General features: G+C 58.9%; 16 protein-coding genes. 6 read left to right on the top strand and 10 right to left on the bottom strand.

Annotated elements, in window-relative coordinates; translation table 11 throughout:
- Positions 1 to 30: 30 nt before the first annotated feature.
- From KGB25_RS06235 to KGB25_RS06220, 4 genes are all read right to left on the bottom strand, one after another.
- A complete protein-coding gene (locus KGB25_RS06235) occupies positions 31 to 1,689 on the bottom strand; it encodes an O-antigen ligase family protein (protein WP_223434611.1) in 1,659 nt (552 codons plus the stop codon).
- Positions 1,690 to 2,219: 530 nt separating this feature from the next.
- Positions 2,220 to 3,722, bottom strand: coding sequence for an O-antigen ligase family protein (locus KGB25_RS06230; protein WP_207285662.1), 1,503 nt, complete (start codon positions 3,720 to 3,722; stop codon positions 2,220 to 2,222).
- A gap of 503 nt (positions 3,723 to 4,225) precedes the next feature.
- Entirely contained in the window at positions 4,226 to 4,846 is a 621-nt protein-coding gene (locus KGB25_RS06225; RefSeq protein WP_192227379.1) for a LysE family translocator, read from the bottom strand.
- Between the two features lie 91 nt (positions 4,847 to 4,937).
- The gene (locus tag KGB25_RS06220; RefSeq protein WP_008038222.1) at positions 4,938 to 5,834 is read right to left on the bottom strand and encodes a DMT family transporter; all 897 of its coding nucleotides are present in this window, start codon (positions 5,832 to 5,834) and stop codon (positions 4,938 to 4,940) included.
- Positions 5,835 to 5,935: 101 nt separating this feature from the next.
- Between KGB25_RS06220 and KGB25_RS06215 the strand changes: the two genes are divergently transcribed.
- Both KGB25_RS06215 and KGB25_RS06210 read left to right on the top strand, forming a co-directional pair.
- Positions 5,936 to 7,267 (top strand): PLP-dependent aminotransferase family protein, encoded by a 1,332-nt coding sequence (locus KGB25_RS06215; protein WP_223434610.1) that lies wholly within the window; start codon positions 5,936 to 5,938, stop codon positions 7,265 to 7,267.
- A gap of 85 nt (positions 7,268 to 7,352) precedes the next feature.
- Positions 7,353 to 7,940, top strand: coding sequence for a LysE family translocator (locus KGB25_RS06210; protein ID WP_207285665.1), 588 nt, complete (start codon positions 7,353 to 7,355; stop codon positions 7,938 to 7,940).
- Positions 7,941 to 7,948: 8 nt separating this feature from the next.
- On the opposite strand, the gene KGB25_RS06205 is transcribed toward KGB25_RS06210, so the two are convergent.
- The 5 genes from KGB25_RS06205 to KGB25_RS06185 form a co-directional block, all read right to left on the bottom strand.
- Positions 7,949 to 8,782 (bottom strand): AraC family transcriptional regulator, encoded by an 834-nt coding sequence (locus KGB25_RS06205; protein WP_223434609.1) that lies wholly within the window; start codon positions 8,780 to 8,782, stop codon positions 7,949 to 7,951.
- Between the two features lie 35 nt (positions 8,783 to 8,817).
- Positions 8,818 to 9,321: a VOC family protein gene (locus tag KGB25_RS06200; RefSeq protein ID WP_008038228.1), complete on the bottom strand. Its 504-nt coding sequence runs from the start codon at positions 9,319 to 9,321 to the stop codon at positions 8,818 to 8,820.
- 93 nt (positions 9,322 to 9,414) lie between these two features.
- Entirely contained in the window at positions 9,415 to 11,901 is a 2,487-nt protein-coding gene (locus KGB25_RS06195) for a TonB-dependent siderophore receptor (RefSeq protein ID WP_223434608.1), read from the bottom strand.
- Between the two features lie 103 nt (positions 11,902 to 12,004).
- On the bottom strand, positions 12,005 to 12,988 hold the full coding sequence (locus KGB25_RS06190) for a FecR domain-containing protein (RefSeq protein ID WP_223434607.1): 984 nt from the start codon (positions 12,986 to 12,988) through the stop codon (positions 12,005 to 12,007).
- Between the two features lie 4 nt (positions 12,989 to 12,992).
- Positions 12,993 to 13,517 carry a sigma-70 family RNA polymerase sigma factor gene (locus tag KGB25_RS06185; protein ID WP_192227371.1) on the bottom strand — a complete coding sequence of 175 codons (525 nt, stop codon included), beginning with the start codon at positions 13,515 to 13,517 and terminating at the stop codon, positions 12,993 to 12,995.
- A 293-nt stretch (positions 13,518 to 13,810) separates the two neighbouring features.
- Here KGB25_RS06185 and KGB25_RS06180 point away from each other — a divergent pair, with 293 nt between their 5' ends.
- Positions 13,811 to 14,059, top strand: a complete 249-nt coding sequence (locus tag KGB25_RS06180) for a transmembrane sensor/regulator PpyR (protein WP_192227370.1) — start codon at positions 13,811 to 13,813, stop codon at positions 14,057 to 14,059.
- Between the two features lie 34 nt (positions 14,060 to 14,093).
- On the opposite strand, the gene KGB25_RS06175 is transcribed toward KGB25_RS06180, so the two are convergent.
- Entirely contained in the window at positions 14,094 to 15,014 is a 921-nt protein-coding gene (locus KGB25_RS06175) for a LysR family transcriptional regulator (RefSeq protein WP_223434606.1), read from the bottom strand.
- A gap of 113 nt (positions 15,015 to 15,127) precedes the next feature.
- Between KGB25_RS06175 and KGB25_RS06170 the strand changes: the two genes are divergently transcribed.
- The 3 genes from KGB25_RS06170 (at position 15,128) to KGB25_RS06160 (ending at position 18,909) form a co-directional block, all read left to right on the top strand.
- Positions 15,128 to 15,973, top strand: a complete 846-nt coding sequence (locus tag KGB25_RS06170) for an oxidoreductase (protein ID WP_223434605.1) — start codon at positions 15,128 to 15,130, stop codon at positions 15,971 to 15,973.
- Between the two features lie 296 nt (positions 15,974 to 16,269).
- Positions 16,270 to 16,725 (top strand): (2Fe-2S)-binding protein, encoded by a 456-nt coding sequence (locus KGB25_RS06165; protein WP_223434604.1) that lies wholly within the window; start codon positions 16,270 to 16,272, stop codon positions 16,723 to 16,725.
- Positions 16,726 to 16,740: 15 nt separating this feature from the next.
- Complete coding sequence (locus KGB25_RS06160; protein ID WP_223434603.1) at positions 16,741 to 18,909, top strand: xanthine dehydrogenase family protein molybdopterin-binding subunit; 2,169 nt, start codon at positions 16,741 to 16,743, stop codon at positions 18,907 to 18,909.
- The last annotated feature ends 1 nt before the right edge of the window (position 18,910 follow it).

Genomic DNA, 18,910 nt, shown 5'->3' with positions numbered 1-18,910 from the left:
CGACAGAGAATTCCAGTGAGCAGTCGGGCTCTACGTGTTATCGATTCCGGATTTGTTCTTCTGACGGTCGATTAGCACCTGGGTAACGATGATTCCCCATATGACCGCTAATAAAAGATTGAACGTGATGAGTCTGAACACTGCAAAAAAAGCTCCGTATATCGCCATGGTCAGGATAGTCATACGTATGAGTGTCCAGTGAATGGGCTCTGATCTGATCGATGACAGTTTGAAAATGACAGGGCCAAAAAGTAAGGCCGAATACACTAACAAGCCGCTTATTCCCCCGACCATCAACATGTAAAATGGCCAGTTGTGCACGTAGGCCACTTGTTTGGCTTCCGAAACGTTGTCAGCATTTTCCCAGCGCATTTCGTGTTTGACTCCCAATCCATTGCCCATTATCGGGCGAGGCACAAACATTTCCCAGGCGATTTTATATTCATCCATGCGTGCAGAGATATTGAAGTCTTTTGTTGTTTTATTGTCTGAAGGTGCTTCTGGTTGAATGGAGTGATAGTTATCGGGTGCGGGCGGTGCTTCAAATGTACTGGTGTCGTTCGGTGTTGTCTCTGTCGATATGTTTTGTTCGGGGGTGGAAAGTGCTGTTGTCGAAATAAGTGCATCGGGCTCGACAATAGTGTCAACAGGCGTGACGTTGAGTTCTGAGGTTGGCAGGGCGATCAATTGGCTCATTCGGCCAATCCAGATGTCCTGAATACCTGTAGAGTAAATGAATATCAAGCCCGCCGCGCCGAGCGCCGTGAGGGTTGTAATAAATTTCGGCAGCACCTCTTTGCGGTAAACAATGAGGTAAACCAGGAATATAAACATCGCCAGTAACGAGCTCAGTAACATGCTTCTGGTAAACGTGATAAGTATTGCGATCATGCAGGACAGGGCCATCAGCAAACCTGTCGTCGCTGCGGCCTTTGGCTGCGCCAATGAAGCCAGGGTTACACCGATGACGAGCCCGACAGGCAGGAGGGCGTCCGTGGCCTGTGCGATCGACATGGTTATTCTGTCGCGCATGGGGCCAATGGCGTCGGCGTATTCACTTGCAACGGTTTCCGGGATTCTGAGCGCCTGGTCATCGACCGAAAGAAGCCAATAAGGCCGCCATAAGTCGCTGTGAAAATAATAAAAAATAATAAAACCCGCGAGCATGAATATTGACGTTGCGATTGAAATTCCAATCCAGCGAATCCGGTTGCCGTCCTTGCCTATCAATACCGCGACAGGTAAAAAATTCAACATGAAAAGAAAAGGAATAATTCCTCTGGTCCAGTCCCTGAGCGGGATGTTGTTGTTCAGCGCAACTGTCAGATTTATCGTTATTGCAGTCGAGACTACCAGTATTGTAAGTCCCCAAAGTTTCAAGTGAGGGCGAGCGGCGGGGGAGCGCAGGCACTCAATAAAAGTGCCTGCTGTAATGACAACCAAAAGAACGGCAAATGAAAATTCTTGTAAGCCAACTGTAGCGGGGGCCGGAGGTAACGCAAGTGCCAGCGGGAATAGTGTCAGCATTCCTAGCCATGGCGAAAAAACCGCCATGATGATAACGGAGGCCATGCCGGCAACAGCCATAAAAAGAATAGTGTCGTTTTCTTGTGTCAGGCCAATAGCAGTCAGCGCTGCAATAATGATTGCAGCGCTATTTTTAATGCGGATCATAGTGTTCAATACCATGAGTCACTCTCCCTCAGGAGAGCGTCTTTAGGATGGCTTGAAGCGGTTGGATATGACCAAGTCGCTCCTGTCCATGATTCAACTTGCAACGAACCAGTCGATGCGATTAATTCAGCCGGTCAGCACAATTGAATTGCACATTCATACGTGCTGTCAGCCCTGTGCTTATGAATCGGACATTGACCAACGACTGGGCAGGCGTCGCTGTTGTCCGGCACGCTGAATAAATCATGAGGTGTCCTTTCAGGCATTCTTGGGAGCCCGGGAATCAGGGCGCGGGCAGAAGAAGATACCGACACACTCAGTTGCTGAATGTAGGAAAGTTCCTGAAATGGGTACTCCGCTTTCCCTGTATCAAGCGCCAGCATCTGAAGCTGCGGAGCAGGCATCAAAACCCTGGGCAGGTGGTAAGCGGAGGAGGAGCGAGGCGAGGGGGGAGACACTACTATCGCGGCCCGGCGACGCCCAGGATTAAGGGCGTCGCGGTTTTCAATGCCGTGGACTCGAAAAACGGTGACCTGACCGCTTTTTTACAAAGCCACCTCTTCCTTGATAGAGGACTGGCTTTTGCGGCGATCGGCAAGTATCTGGGCAAATATGAGTCCCCAGATAACGGAAATCAAAAGATTGAAGGTGATGAGCCGGAAGACAGCGAAGAAAGCACCATAGACAGTCATGGTCAGTACGGCCGCACGGATAATGGTCCAGTGCGTCGACTCAGACTTGACCCAGGACAACCTGAAAAACAGCGGCCCGATCAGGACGACCGAATAAACAAGGAAGCCAGCGATGCCGCCGACCATCAAAATATAAAAAACCCAGTTGTGCACATAAGCAACCCATTTGGTTTGCCGCTCATTCTCAACGGTCTCCCACTGCATTTCGTGCTTGATACCCAGGCCGTTGCCTAATACGGGATGGCTGACAAACATGTTCCAGGCAATTTTGTACTCTACCAGCCTGGACGAAACGTTAAAGTCCAGTTTTTCTTTCAAGACAGGGTCTTTACTGTAGAACTCCTTCAGGTTGCCAGTTTTTATTTCTGTCAGTTGGTTCATTCGCCCAATCCATATGTCTTGCATGCCAGTGGCGAAGATGAAGACCACGCCAGCTACGCCTAACGCTGCTCCAATTTTCACGACTTTAAGCCGCATTTCCTTGCGGAACATGAATATAAAAGCGGTAAACACAAATGCGATGAGCAGCGAACTCATCAACATGCTTCGGGTGAAGGTGATCAGTACGGCGAACAGGCAGGTCAAGGCCATCAAAAAACCGATTGCGACGACACTTTTGCGGCGAGCCAGGGTCGCCAGAACGACGCCCAACACGACCCCGACGGGCAACAAGGCATCCGTTGCCTGCGCCACCACCATTGTCACCCTGTCGCGCATCGGGCCAAGGGCGTCGGAATATTGCAGGGCAGCAGTTTCGGACATTCTGACGACCTTGTCGTCTACCATCACAAGCCAGTAGGGCAGCCAGATGTCGTAGTAAAAATAGTAAAAAATAATATAACCGGAGAACAGGAATATGAGTGTGGCAATGGACCCGCCGAGCCAACGTATCCTGCTCTCATCGTTGCCTACGAGTATCGCGACAGACAAAAAGTTATAAATGAACAGAAACGGAATTGCGCCGCGCACCCAGTCGACCAACGGCACGCCGTTTTTTACCGCGACGAACAGGTTGACTGCCAATACAAACAATCCGACAAGTAATGCCAGGCCGAAATACTTGAGTGCCGCCTTGTTCGCGGATCGTGAAAGTTTTACCAGTACACCCACAAAGATGACGCCCATTAGCAGGGCGAACGAAAGTTCGGTGATTCCGATGGTGGCAGGTGCCGGGGGCAGAGAGAACAGCAGGGGGAATAACGCGAGCATTCCCAGCCAGGGCGAAAACGCCGCCAGGATGATGAGTGAGCAAATACCGGCGACACCCAGATAAAAAACAAAACCGTGTTCTTGTATCAGACAAATAGCGGTAAGCGCTGCAAGTGCAATTGTTGCGCTATTTTTATTAAAAATCATGTTTATTACCTTGATTACTTCCGTGTTAGTAAGGGGGGGCACCTTGAGCGAGGGCCTCAGCAACTGACCTTTTCAGTTCGGCCTGGTTCCATCGACTCAAAGCGAGAGCCCGTCAAAACGATAATGCAGCTGGTTAACCTGGCATTGACAAAGTTCCGGAATTGCGCTGTTGGCGGCCAAGTTGCCGTTAAATCACCCGCCGACAGGCTAGATTCGGTGGGGGCTGGCGCTATGACCATAGGTCGGATCAATTCTGAAATATTTTGAAGTGAGTATTCTAGTCAGTGTGCTGATGTAACGCGAGGGGTGTCATGGCTATTCGGGACGGGAGGTCAGACTCGCAGTCCTTGTTCGGCTTTGGAAGTGCTCGGTTTGAAGCCGTGACGAAGGACGTTACCGGGAGCTTGAATGCCTGGATGCGCGATGGACCTGAAATGAATGAATCCTTTTTTCGAGTGTTCGCTGTCGGCCTGGAGCAGACAAATCAGCAGGCGTGAAACACTTCAACCACGGCGTGCCATCAGCAACACCGAAGCCGCCGCCGACAGCAACCCCGCACAGCAGCGATTGAAAATCTGCTTGCCCCGAGGTTTCGCAAACCAGCGGCGCATGTGCAGGCCCATGTAGGCGTAGGCGCCAATGGCGATCCATTCCAGGATCAGGAACAGCGCACCCAGCACCGCAAATTGCGGCGTCACGGCCTGGTTCGGGTCGACAAACTGCGGCAGGAATGCAGTGAAAATCAGGATCGCCTTCGGGTTGCCGGCTGCCACCAGGAACTCCTGTCGCGCCAATGTCAGCATCCCCGCCGGCGCGCCAGTCACAACGTTTTCAGCCCCCGGATCCGCGCGCCATAATTGCCAGGCGAGGTAGAACAGGTACGCCGCGCCGACAATCTTGATCCCGTAGAACAACAATTCCGACGTTTGCAACACCACCGCCAAACCCGCCGAGGCAAGGGCGATCATCCCGGCGAATGCCAGCAGTCGACCGATCCCGGCCACACACGCGGTGCGGTAACCGTAACGCGTCGAATTGCTGACCGACAACAGGTTGTTCGGACCCGGTGCCATGTTCAGGGCGAAGCAGGCCGGGAGAAAAAGGGACAGGGTGGCGAGGTCCATGATCGGCTCCAGAAGCGAGAGCGATATTTTTATCACAGGTGCCGTGCGGCCCAACCCATACAGTGGCGAACGGCACGTCCCGTACAATCGCTTACTTCGCGAACTTCTTCGCCCCCGCCACACATAGAATCACCGCCACGGTCACCGCCAGCATGCCGATGCTGACCTGCTCGTGAAGCAAGGTCGCCGCCAGCGCCAAGCCAAAAAATGGCTGCAGGAGTTGAAGTTGTCCGACCGCGGCAATCCCGCCCTGAGCCAGCCCGCGATACCAGAAAACGAAGCCGATCAGCATGCTGAACAGCGACACGTAACCCAGGCTGAACCAGGCCGGTGTGCTGATCCCGGAGAACGATGCGGGGGCGAGCCACCAGGTCAACAGCGCCATCACCGGCAGCGACAACACCAGCGCCCAGCAAATCACCTGCCAGCCGCCCAGTGTTCTGGACAGTTTCGCCCCTTCGGCATAACCCAGACCGCACGCGAGGATGGCCAGCAGCATCAGGATGTCGCCTTCAGGTGAGGCGGTCAGGCCTTGTGAGGCAGCAAATCCCACCACCAGCAGGCTGCCCAGCACCGAGAAAAACCAGAATACCGGCCGCGGCCGCTCACCACCGCGGATCACGCCGAACACGGCGGTCGCGAGCGGCAGCAAGCCGACGAAGACGATGGAGTGCGCCGACGTCACGTATTGCAACGCCAGCGCCGTCAACAGTGGAAAGCCGACCACCACGCCCATGGCCACGATGAACAGCGGCAGCAGTTGGCTCTTTGCAGGGCGCTTTTCCTTGAACAGCCACAGCATGCATAGCGCCAGTACGCCGGCGATGGTTGCACGGGCGACGGTCAGGAAAACCGGGTCGAATTCCAGCACTGCCACTCGCGTGGCCGGCAGCGAGCCGCTGAAGATCACTACGCCGATCAACCCGTTGATCCACCCGCTGGTGGTCTTTTCCCGGGGCTCGATATGCAGGTTCGATACGCGTTCCATTGAGGTCACACTCGATGATTGTTTTCGCGGCGGGTTGCCTTGAGCGCATCGTATGGCTGACTATAAAGACAATCAAAAAATTGTCATGGATACATCTCGAGATGCCGCGCTCCCGATACAAGTCGCTGGTTGATTCCTTTGCCACTGATATCCGTTGCGGACGTTTGCCGCCGGGCACTCGCTTGCCCACGCACCGTCAGTTGGCCGAGTCAGAAGGGCTGGCCCTGGTCACGGCCAGCCGGGTATATGCAGAGCTTGAGGCGATGGGGCTGGTGAGTGGGGAAACCGGGCGGGGCACGTTCGTTCGGGAAACGTCGCTGCCGCCTGGTCATGGCGTTGATCAACCCGAAGTGGCCGCGGGCGTGATGGACCTGAATTTCAACTACCCCTCATTGCCCGGCCAGGCCGATCTGTTGCGCAACGCCTTGCGTCAGCTCGCGTTGTCCGGCGATCTGGAATCCCATCTGCGCTACCAGCCGCATGGCGGGCGCCTGCATGAGCGCGCGTCGGTCGCCAGCCATTTGCGCACGCGAGGGTTGAGCGTAGAGGCCGGGCAGGTATTGATCGTCAGCGGTGCCCAGCATGGTTTGGCGGTGACGATGATGGCGCTGCTGAAACCGGGCGATGTGATTGCGGCAGATGCGTTGACCTACTCGGGTTTCAAAGTGCTGGCGCAAGCGTTGCACCTGGAAATCGTGCCTATTCCCGTCACCGAGACCGGACCGGATCTCGATGCACTCGACACGCTCTGCCGGCGTCGTTCGGTGCGGGCCGTCTACACCATGCCGACCCTGCATAACCCGCTGGGCTGGGTGATGGATGCGGCGTGGCGGAACCAGCTCGTATCGATAGCGCGCGCCCACGACCTGTTGATCATCGAGGACGCCGCGTACGCGTTTCTCGCCACTGACCCGCCATCACCAGTGGCCCAATCGGCGCCGGAAAGGACGGTCTACGTTTCAGGGTTTTCGAAGAACGTCGCCACCGGCCTGCGTGTCGGCTTCGTTGCTGCGCCGGCTGAAAAGGTCCCGGCACTGGAGCGCGTGATCCGGGCGACCACCTGGAATACGCCAGGTGTGATGACCGCGATTGCCTGCGCATGGCTCGACGATGGAACCGTCAGCAAACTCGAGGAGCAAAAGCGCGCGGACGCACAAGCCCGGCAAGCCCTGGCTGCGGAGCTTCTGAAAGGGCTGCCCTGCATCACTCATCCTTCTTCCTACTTTTTGTGGCTGCCTCTGGCGGAGGACGCCAGGGCGGACCAGATCGCCGTGGAGTTGATACAAGAGCAAGTGGCCGTTTCCACCGCCGAACCCTTTTCCGTCGCTGCCAACGTGCCCCATGCGATCCGATTGGCGCTGGGGTCGGTGGACATGGATTCTCTTCGGGCAGCGCTGATCAAGGTGAAGCGGGTGGTGGGCGCTTATTCCTAGAACGGTTGGGCAGTTTTCTTCAATACGCGGACCAGCCCGCGCCTTACCGTAAGGCCTGGTTCAACTGAATTGAAGAAGGTATGCAATGAGTCTGATTATTTCGATGGCGGCGTTTGCCCTGGTGGCCTCGATTACGCCGGGGCCGGTAAACATTGTGGCGTTGAGTTCCGGCGCGCAGTTCGGTTTTCGCGCCAGTCAGCGCCACGTGGTCGGCGCAACGCTGGGTTTTGTGTTGCTGCTGGTGTTGATGGGGTTGGGGCTGCATGAAGTGTTGCAGGCATGGCCGGCGCTGACGCGGGTGGTGCAACTGGCCGGCGTGGCGTTTCTGTTGTTCATGGCGTGGAAACTGGCGGCGGACAACGGGCAACTTGATGCAAAGGAGTCGGGGCGTGCGCCGTCGATGGTGTACGGCGCGGTCATGCAGTGGCTCAACCCGAAAGCCTGGCTGGCCTGCGTGGCCGGCATGGGCGCGTTTGTCGCCGATGGCGAGGCGCGGCTGGTCTGGCAGTTTGCCGCGGTGTATCTGGTGATCTGCTACCTGTCCGTCGGTTGCTGGGCGTACGCCGGGACTTTTCTGCGCGGTTATCTGAACAACCCGGCGGGGATGCGCGTGTTCAACCGGATAATGGCGCTGTTGCTGGCGATGAGTGCGATTTACCTGTTGCTGCCCTGATCGATCATTCAGCCGCGATACTGCCCCGGTGTCGCCGCCAGATGCTGTTTGAACGCCCGCTGAAAATGCGCCTGATCGGCAAACCCGGCTTCCAGCGCCACGTCGGCGATCAGCTTGCCGCTGCGCAGTCGATCCTGGGCAAACTGGATGCGTCGGTTGACCAGAAACGCGTGGGGCGTCATGCCGTAATGCTGTTTGAAGGCGCGGATCAGGTAGGACGGCGACAGTTGCGCAGCGTCGCAAATGTCTTCGAGCTTGAGCATTTTCGTGCAGTTGTCGCGAATGTAGTCAGCCGCGCGCTCCAGTTTGAAATTGGGCTCGCGCAGCGGTTGATCGCCGGGGTTGAGGCGTTGCTGCACGTCGGTAAAAAACTCGACCGCTGCGCTGTGTTTGCTCAGCACGTCCTGCTCGCTGTCGACCAGTGTTTCGAACAGCGTCTTCAGGCCGGCAAACAGGCTGGCGTCAGACGTATGGGTGATGGAAAACCGCCGAAATGCCAAGTCGCTGCCGAACCCGAGCTGATGCTGCAAGTCGGTGAGCCACGGCGTATCGACGTACAACATCAAGTACGACCACGGCTGGTCGTCGATTGGATTACAGGCGTGGACGTCGCCGGGATTCATCAGCACTACGGTGCCGGCGCTGACCTCAAACTCCGATTGTTCATGGATATAGGTACTGCGCCCGGCGGTAATTGCACCGATGGAAAAGTGCTCATGGGCATGCCGGGTGTAACAGACCTCACGCCCATCGGCGATGGAGCGGGCTTCAATGAAGGGCAGGGCATCGTCGCGCCAGAAGCGGGGGGCCTTGTCAGCTTCTTTGCCAGCGGTGGGCTTCATCGTCGGTGTCCTCGGCAGGTCAGCACCGGAGTGTATTAGCTCTCGCCGTCAAAGGCTCGTTGCAGTGCAGCGATATCGAGTTTTTTCATTTGCAGCATCGCCTCCATGGCGCGCTGTGATTTTGCCGTGTCGGGGTCTTTCATCATGTTCATCAGGGCGATCGGCACGATCTGCCACGACAGGCCGAATTTGTCCTTGAGCCAGCCGCATTGCTGGGCCTGAGGGACGCCCCCCGCGCTCAGGGCGCCCCAGAAGTGATCGACTTCCTCCTGGGTCTGGCAATTGACCTGAAACGAGATTGCCTCGCTGAACTTGAACATTGGGCCACCGTTGAGGCCGGTGAAACTCTGTCCGTCGAGCTCGAAGCTGACCGTCATGACCGAGCCTTCAGGGCGGCCATGCAAATCGAAACCGGCGTGGCCATAGTAGGTCGTGGCGGTGATTTTTGAATGATCGAACACCGAGCAGTAAAACTTCGCGGCTTCCTCCGCCTGATCGTCGAACCACAGGCAGGGCGTGAGCTTCTGAACGCGTTGCATGGCGGTAATCCTCTCCACGGTTCACTCGTGCTGAACTTTCAGCGTAGTCAGCCGGGAGGGGCCCGGAAGTACCGCAGATCGATAAGTTACCGATCAGAAATCCCAGCGGGTGGTCAGTTGCACGTTGCGAGGCTCGCCGTAGAACCCGGTTCCAAAGTTACCGAGCCCGGTGTAATAGGTCTGGTCGAAGAGGTTCTTCACGTTCAGCGTGGTGCTCAGGTGATCGTTGAAGCGGTAACGCGCCATGACGTCCACCAGGGCATAGCTTTGCTGGGTGATTGTCGAAGACTGGCCGAAGTTGACCGGGTCGTCGGGGTTGGGCTGGAACACATTGCCGAAGAATTCGCTCTGCCAGTTCACCCCGCCGCCGACAGTGAGTTTTTCCAGTGCCCCTGACAGCCGGTAGGTGCTGAACACCCGAACCACTTGTTCCGGCGCGGTGGTTTGCAGGATCGAGCCGTAGACGTAATCGCCCTTGGCATCGCGGGTGTGGTTGTAGCTGTAGCCGGCCGACAGATTCCAGCCTTCCATCACTTCACCCGCCACTTCGACTTCAAAGCCCTTGGTCGTAGCGCCTTGCACCGGGCGGTACACCGATTCGGTGTCGACACCGCTGACGTACTCGGCGACGTTGTCCTGCTCGATGCGGAACACCGCGAAGCTGGCGTTCAAGCGCCCGTCAAGGAATTCGGCCTTGAGCCCGGCCTCGTAGCTGTCGCCTTCCACCGGGTCGAGCAGTTTGCGCTCGGCATCCTTGCTCATCTGCGGCTGATAAATGCTGGTGTAGCTGGTGTACACCGACCAGGTATCGTCGAGGTCGTAGACCAGCCCGGCATACGGGGTGACCACGCCGGTCTGGCGATAGCTGTCGCGCACATCCTTGGTGGTCGGGTCGCTGTAGTCCAGCTCATCGCTGGCAGTGAAGCGGCTGACCCGGGCTCCGAGGATCACCGCCAGGTCGTCGGTTGGCTTGAGGCGGGTGGCCAGGTAGGCGCCGGTCTGACGCTGGTCGATGTCGTTGTCGCCGACCCTGGCAATGTCCGGTTTCGCGAACTCGCCGCGCCAGTCGAAGATGCTGCCGTCGAGGGGTGGGTAGACCGAACCGTGCACCGGGATGTCCTGGCGGGTGTGCATCGACATGAAACCGGCGATCAACTCGTGCTCGCGACCCAGCAGGCTGAACGGGCCGGTGAAATTGACGTCGAGGTTGTCCTGCAACTGGTCGCCCTTGAACCGGCCCATGTACATGAACATGCCGTTGCCGGTGAGCGGGTCCGGATTGCCGCCGCTGGCCGAGGCGAGGAAGGTGTCGTGCTGGCGATGCTTGCGGTCGTAGCTGACCTTCAGCTTCCAGTCATTCACCAGTTGCTGTTCCACCGAGGCGAAGATCGTCTGGTTGGTGAAATCGCGCCGGCTCCAGTCGGTAGCCGGGTTGAACGAACGGGAAAAACGGGTGCGCGAACCGTCGCTGTTGTACATCGGGAAACCGGTCCAGCTGGCGCCACGGGAGCGGGTATTTTGCTGGTCGATACCGACGGTCACGAGAGTGCCCGGCGTCAGGTCGGCTTCGAGGATGCCGTAGGCGATGTCGCGGGTGTTGCGGTAGTTGTCCAGGTACGCGCTGCGGTCTTGATACGCCCCGACGAAACGCCCGCGCACGTTGCCGCTCTCCGTCAGTGGGCCAGCAATGTCGCCGGTGCTGCGATAGTTGTCCCAGGAGCCGACGGCGCCGGTGATCGAGGCCTTGAATGCTTTGGTCGGGCGCTTGCGGATCAGGTTGACGGTGGCCGATGGGTCCCCAGAACCGGTCATCAGCCCGGTGGCGCCCTTGATGATCTCGACGCGATCGAAGGTCGCCATGTCGGTGCTGGTGGTGCCGTAATCGTAGACGCCGTCGTAGTCGGTGTTGACACCGTCGTACTGGAAGTTGGTGATCGGCAGGCCACGGCTGGAAAACTCCCACCGCTCGCTGTCGTAGTTCTGCACACTGACGCCGGGTACACGGCGCAGGGCGTCGGCGATGCTGGTGGAGCCTTGGTCGTCCAATTGCTGGCGGGTGATGACCGACACCGACTGCGGGGTTTCACGCAAGGACAGCGACAGCCCGGTGGCTGAAGAGGTCGATCCGAGGGTGTAGGCGTGGCTGTCTTCGGTGATGGCGCCGAGCGCCCGGCCGGAAACGTTGGTGGTGCCCAGTTCCAGCGGCCCATTCGTTGCGGGTGCAACCTGCAGGACATAGCCGCGGTCGCCCTGCGGCTGGGCTTGCAAGCCACTGCCTTGCAACAGTCGCTGCAAGCCCTGTTGCACGGTGAATTCGCCTTCAAGCCCCGGGCTGTATTTATCACTCGCCAGATCGTTGCGGCCGGCGAGGAATATCCCCGCCTGTTCGGCGAAACGGTTGAGTGCGCTGACCAACGAGCCGGCAGCGACCGTGTAATAACGCTTCTGGCGGGTGGACTGTTCACTGGTGCCGGCTGTTTCGGCGTGGGCGAGGGCCGGGGCAAGACTCAGCAGCGCGACCGGAAGGGCCAGTGCCAACGGACGCAAGGCAAAACGAGTGCGAGCGAAGGAGTCGAGCAAAAGGGTGTTCCCTGGAATCAGATCGAGCGGCAATTGAAGTGCTTCACAGGGTTAACCGAACGAAAAACCAAAAAGGGAACTGTGGCGTTGAAATGTTTTTGGTTCACGCTTTTGGCGCGACGTTGACCCACCAGTCCATGGTTTTTTCGACGCGTATTGGTAGCGCCGCTTCCAGCAGGCGCAAGGCTTGATCGGTGTCCTTGAGCGGAAACGAGCCCATCACCGGCAAACCGGCGATGGCCGGGTCGCACGCCAGATGCCCCGGTCGGTAGCGGCTCAATTCTTCGATCAACTGCCCCAGCGGCAGGTTGTCCGCCAGCAACAGACCACGGCGCCAGGCTTCGCGGCCCGCCGCTGCTTCGGTGGAAGGCGGCGTGTGGTTTTGCGTGAACGCCAATTGTCGTCCGGCCTCGACCACCTGCACCTGGCCCGCCGTGGTTCGAACTTCGACCGCGCCTTCATAGACGTTCAGCAATGTCCGCTGTTGTTCCTGGCGCACGCTGAAACGAGTGCCGAGCGCGCGCATCCGGCCTTCGGTGGTTTGCACCAGAAAGGCTCGGCTGCTGTCCTTGGCGGTATCAATCAACACTTCCCCGGCATTCAACAGCAGCAGACGTTGCGTGGTGTCGAAACGCACATTCAGCGCGCTGAGGGCGTTGAGCCAGATGCGGCCACCATCGCTCAGGAGGCTTTCCCGGGTTTCGCCGGTGCCCGTAGAAAGATCGGCGGTCCATCGGCCCAGAGCGTCCGGCATCGAAGATTCCCGCCAGGCGTTCCAGCCCAGTAGCCCGCCCGATGCGAGAATGAGCAGGCTTTTGACTGTCTGCCGACGGCTGATCGGCGAGCGTGCGGTATTACGCAGCACAAGACCGGCGGCCTGCGGGTGATCATCCTGTAGCGCGGCAAAGCGCTGGCCAACACGCTCGACATAGCGCCAGGCCGCCTGATGATCGCCACTTTGCGCCAGCCAGGCTTGCCAGCGCTGACGTTCCTGATCGCCGACGTGCTGATCGTTGAGTTGCACATACCATTGCGCCGCTTGTTCGAGGCTGGCATGGCTGATCGAGTTGGAAGAGGCGGCGGGCATGGCGCTACTCGATCAACAGGCCATCGAGTTCGGCCTCAAGCATCGCGCAGTGCATCAGCGCCTGTGCCAGGTACTTTTTCACCATGCGTTCGCACACACCGATTTCTTCGGCGATGGCGCGGTAGGGCAGGCCATGCAACTGGGCCAGGATGAACGCGTCGCGCACATTCTTTGGCAGGCGCAGCAGCATGGCGTCCACTTCATACAAGGTCTCGACGATGATTGCCCGTTGCTCCGGCGACGGTTGAACCGCCTGCGGGCGTGCAGCCAGCGTTTCCAGCCACGCCTGTTCCAGCTGTCGACGGCGCCAGTGATCGATGCACAAGCCACGGGCAATGGTCGCCAGGTAGGAGCGCTCGCGACTTTCGCAATCGAACACTTGAGGGCGCTTGAGCACGCGGATAAAGGTGTCATGGGCCAGGTCGGCAGCATCGAACGCATTGCTCAAGCGTCGGCGCAGCAGCTCATGCAGCCAGCGGTGATGCGTGACGTAGAGGTTCTGAACGCTGGAAGAATCGGCGACCATCATCGTGAACAGATATCCATGGGCGACAGGCGCCGTTGGTGCAAATAAGAATTGGTCGCGATTAAAACAAAAGGTTTGGCTGCGTGCAAATGATATTGGTTTGCTTTTAGGATGTATGGACAGGCAGAAGGCCTTGGTGAAGTCAAATTGACTCTTACCGTAGTCGTATTGACTGTTCTGGTGTCAGGTCAAATTGACTGCCTTCGTCGCAGCGTGTTGATTTTTATAGCTTAAAAAACTGGCACGAAACCTGAAGTAACAAACGTACAACTGGTCTGATTCGGGAGTACGGAAATATGTTCGCTTACTTCAGCAATCCTCAGAATGTCTTGCACCTGTCGAGCAACATGTTGGGCGCGGGCCTGGCGCTGTTGCTGGCAGGCATCTACGGCGCTTATCTCTACGCCGGACACCTGCCGATCGTGGTGTTGGTCGCGATGCATGCCATGACCATCATCGGGCCGACCCTGATCAAGATCGGCTATGTCATGCGCCTGCTGGCCCAGCATCGGATGGGCAAAGGTTTGGTCACCGCAGCGGTTTGAGGCATCAGACCGGCATTTTGTTTGTACCGAGGCTCTAGCCTCGTCCCAGACCACCCTGTTCGGCGATCCAGCGGGTGGCCAGGTCGATAAAGGCGCGCAACTTCGGTTGAGTCTGGGTTCTGCCGGGGAAATACAGGTACAGCGCCGAACTCAGTGGCACGAACGGTTGCAGCACCCGCTCCAGTCGGCCGTCCGCCAACTCATCGGCGATTTCCAGATCGCAGGCATACGCCAGGCCCGAACCGCTACGGGCGGCCGCCACCAGCAACCTTCGGTCATTGACGATCACGCCGCCCTCGACACCCACCGTAAAATCGCGCCCCTCGCGGCGAAACTCCCAGCGGTGTGCGCTTCCCGAGGTCGAAAAGCGAAAGCCGATGCATTGATGATGGGTCAGGTCCTCAGGGCTGGCCGGTTTGCCTGCCTTGGCGAAGTACTCCGGCGCACCCACCACCGACCATTGCAGATCCGGCGTGAGGCGCACCGCGACCATGTCTTTTTCGATGGACTCGCCCAGGCGGATCCCTGCATCGAAACCGCCGGCCATCAGGTCTACCGTGGCGTCATCGAGGGAGATGTCGAGGGTGACTTGCGGATAAGCCTCGCGAAACAGCGGAATCAGCGGCTCCATCAACAAGGCCCCGGACAGCCTCGGTGCAGTGAGGCGCAGCGTGCCCATGGGCTGGTCGCGAAAGCCGCTGAGTACCGCCAGCGCCTCATCGATTTCACTGGCCGCAGGCCGCAACCGCGCAAACAGGCTGGCCCCGGCTTCAGTCAACGCCACCCGGCGTGTGGTGCGCTGGAACAGCAACACGCCCGTACGGCGCTCGAGCAATTTGATCGCATGGCTGACAGCCGTGGGGGTGACCGCCAATCGGGTCGCGGCGAGGGTGAAACTCTTGTGCTCGGCCACCGCCAGAAATTCGGTCAAGCCATCGAAAGGATCGTGATTCATCGCGGTGCCATTATGAAAGAGCGTTTCATAGTGCTTGTAACACGAGGGCATTTTTCCGGGCAATCTTCCTGCGTACCTTGTGCCTACCCCCACTGCACACAAGGAACACGCTCATGACCACCTCCAATAACTTCAAGCGTATCTGGCTCATCACAGGCGCTTCTCGCGGTATCGGCGCAAAAATCGCCGCCGCCGCGCTGGGCAACGGTGACGCGGTGGTTGCCACCGCCCGCGATGCCAACAGCATCACTCAGCGTTTTGGCGATCAACCCGGTTTGCTGGCCGTCACCCTCGACGTCACTGACGAAGCGCAAAGCGTTGCGGTCGCAAAAGTCGCCATCGAGCACTTCGGACGCATCGACGTGCTGGTCAACAACGCCGGTTTCGGTTTGCTCGGCGCAGTAGAAGAAGCCACTGCCGATGAAGTACGCCGCGTGTACGAAACCAATGTCTTCGGTTTGTTGAACGTCACTCGTGCCGTCCTGCCGCACATGCGCGCCGCTCGCAGCGGGCATGTGATCAACCTGTCATCGGTGGGGGGGTACAGATCCGGGGCGGGATTCGGTGTTTACTGCTCGACCAAATTCGCCGTCGAAGGCTTGAGTGAAGCGCTGCATGCCGAGCTGGAGCCGCTGGGCGTCAAGGTCACCATCGTTGAACCGGGCTATTTCCGCACTGAATTCCTTGAAGGCAATTCGCTGGTCGAGTCGCCGTCCTCGATTGGCGACTACGACGGCACTGCGGGTGAAGTGCGCAAGATTGCCAAGGCCGTGACCCTGAATCAGCCTGGTGATCCGGACAAACTGGCCCAGGTCATGATCACCCTGGTGGAAGCGCAAAAAGCACCGCTGCGCCTGCCGCTGGGCAGTGACTGCGTCGCGGCGATCGAAGCCAAGAACGCCTATGTCGCCGGTGAGTTGCAGGCCTGGCGCGAAGTGTCGGTGTCCACCGATTTCTAAGCCCCGACGCAACCTGTAGGAGCCAGCTTGCTGGCGAAGCGGCAGCGGCCATAAAACCGCTTCGCCAGCAAGCCGGCTCCTACAGGTTTGAGGTGGTTTTGAGAGTACCGGTGGTCGATGAACCGGTCTCGCCCGGCAATTTGCGCTTAGCTATAGGGATAACCCAAACAGCGCTACCTGTAGGAGCGAAGCTTGCTCGCGAAGGGGCCGTGTCATTTGACATGGAAGTCGTCTGTCACACCGCCTTCGCGAGCAAGCTTCGCTCCTGCATGGGCCGTGAGTCTGAGGAATTCGCCATGCTGACCCTCAACATCAATGGCAAGGATCAGGCACTGGATGTCCCTGCGGACATGCCGCTGCTTTGGGTCCTGCGCGATGTCACGCACCTGACCGGTACCAAATTCGGTTGCGGCATGGCCCAGTGCGGTGCCTGCACCGTGCATGTCGACGGGGCGCCGCTGCGCTCCTGCATCACGCCCGCCACGGCGGTGGCCCATGGGCAAAAAATCCTCACCATTGAAGGCCTGTCCACCGACGGTTCGCACCCGGTGCAACAAGCCTGGGCCGAACTCGATGTGGTCCAGTGCGGCTACTGCCAGTCCGGGCAGATCATGTCGGCGGCGGCGCTGCTGGCGAAGATCCCCAAGCCCACCGACAGCGACATCGACCAGGCGCTCTCCGGCAACATCTGCCGCTGCGGCACCTACCCGAGGATTCGTGCCGCGGTCAAACGCGCCGCCGACATCGGTTGACGGGAGTCATGCGCCATGAACAGCATCAATCCGTTATCGCGCCGAGGTTTTCTCAAGGGCAGCGCAGTGCTGGGCGGTGGGCTGGTGATCGCCTTTATCATCCCCGGCGCCCACCGTTTTGCCATGGGTGCCGAGAATCAGGGCAACGTCTTTGCACCGAATGCATTTTTACGAATCGGTAACGACAACAGCGTCACCGTGCTGCTCGGCCATTCTGAAATGGGCCAGGGCATCTGGACCGGCCTGACCATGCTGATCGCCGAAGAGCTGGACGCCGACTGGTCGAAAATCCGCGTCGAACACGCCCCGGCGTCGGCCGCCGACTATGGTCTGCCCGGGTTTGGCGGGATGCAAATCACTGGCGGTTCGACCTCGACCTGGATGGAGTTCGATCGTTACCGTCAGGCGGGCGCGGCGGCGCGGTTGATGCTGATCGAAGCCGCCGCCAAGCGCTTCAATGTTGCGCCTTCGGAAATTCGCACCGAGTCGGGTGTGGTCATTGCCGGCGACCACCGCGCGACGTACGGCGAACTGGCCGATGACGCGGGCAAGCTGCTGGCACCGGACCCGGCGTCGATCAAGTTCAAGGAGGCGAAAGACTGGAAGGTCATCGGCAAACCGACCAAACGCCTGGACACACCGGAGAAAATCACCGGGCGAGCCAAATTCGGGATGGACGTGCAGTTCGACGGACTCATGACCGCGATGGTTGCCCGCGCGCCGGTGTTCGGCGGCAGCGTCAAATCCTTTGAAGGCGCGCAAGCGCTGGAGATCCCGGGTGTGCATAAAGTAGTGCAGGTGCCGACGGGCGTCGCGGTGATTGCCGATCATTACTGGGCGGCGAAACTGGGGCGCGATGCGCTGAAGGTCGATTGGGATCTGGGGCCGAACACCGGGCTCGACAGCCAACATCTGCTGGAGAGCTTTCGCAAACTCGCCGCCACGCCGGGCACTTCGGCCAGCAAGGCCGGGGATGCACAGGGCGCTTTGCGCAAGGCAGCGAAGGCGATTGACGTCGAGTACAGCGTGCCGTACCTGGCTCATGCACCGATGGAACCGCTCAATTGCACGGTGAAAATCACCCAGGACAAATGCGAAATCTGGACCGGTACGCAGTTCCAGACGCTGGATCAGATGATCGCGGGAAAAATCACCGGGCTCAAACCCGAGCAGGTCGAGATTCATACCGAGTTTCTGGGCGGCGGTTTCGGCCGGCGGGCCAACCCGACTTCGGACTTTGTCGCTGAGGCCGTGGAGGTTGCGAAGGCGGCGGGCGGCCCGGTGAAAACGGTGTGGTCGCGTGAGGACGACATCCGTGGCGGCTATTACCGCTCGGCGTTCCTGCATCAGGCGCGTATCGGCCTGGATGCCAGTGGAATGCCGATTGCGTGGAAGCACGTGATGGTCGGGCAGTCGATCATGGACGGCACAGCGTTTGCGGCCACCATGGTCAAGGACGGTATCGACAAAACGTCGGTGGAAGGCGTTGTCGACAGCCCTTACATCGAGGGCTTGGCCGATCATCAGGTGGAACTGCATTCTCCGAAAACCGGCATCACCGTGTTGTGGTTGCGTTCGGTCGGGCACACCCACACGGCGTTCGTGATGGAGTCGTTGATCGATGAGCTGGCCGAAGCGGCAGGCAAGGACCCGGTGGAGTACCGGCGAACCTTGCTCAAGGACCATGCGCGGCATCTTGGTGTGTTGAACCTGGCGGTCGAGAAGGCCAATTGGACAGCGCCATTACCGGATGGGCATGCACTGGGTGTCGCGGTGCATGAATCGTTCGGCAGCTACGTCGCGCAGGTTGCCGAGGTGTCCCAGGACAACCTGAAGATCCGCGTGCACCGGGTGGTGTGCGCGGTGGACTGCGGAATTGCGGTCAACCCGATGAGCATCGCGGCGCAAATGGAGTCGGCCATCACCTTCGGCCTCGGCTTTACCCTGCACAGCAAACTGACCTTCGAGAATGGGCAGGTGGTGCAGTCCAATTACCACGACTATCAGGTGCTGCGCCTGAACGAAATGCCAGTGGTTGAAGTGCATATCGTGCCCAGCACCGACAAACCCGGCGGCATCGGTGAGGCTGGCGTGCCGCCCACGGCGCCAGCGGTGGCCAACGCAGTGTTTGCCCTGACCGGGCAACGGTTGCGCGAACTGCCCTTGCAACTGTCGGGGGTGTGAG

This window comes from Pseudomonas sp. BF-RE-21, assembly GCF_019947305.1.
Classification (GTDB): domain Bacteria; phylum Pseudomonadota; class Gammaproteobacteria; order Pseudomonadales; family Pseudomonadaceae; genus Aquipseudomonas; species Aquipseudomonas migulae.
Note: the sequence above shows the minus strand (reverse complement) of the source record. Positions and strands in the feature narration are given on the sequence as shown.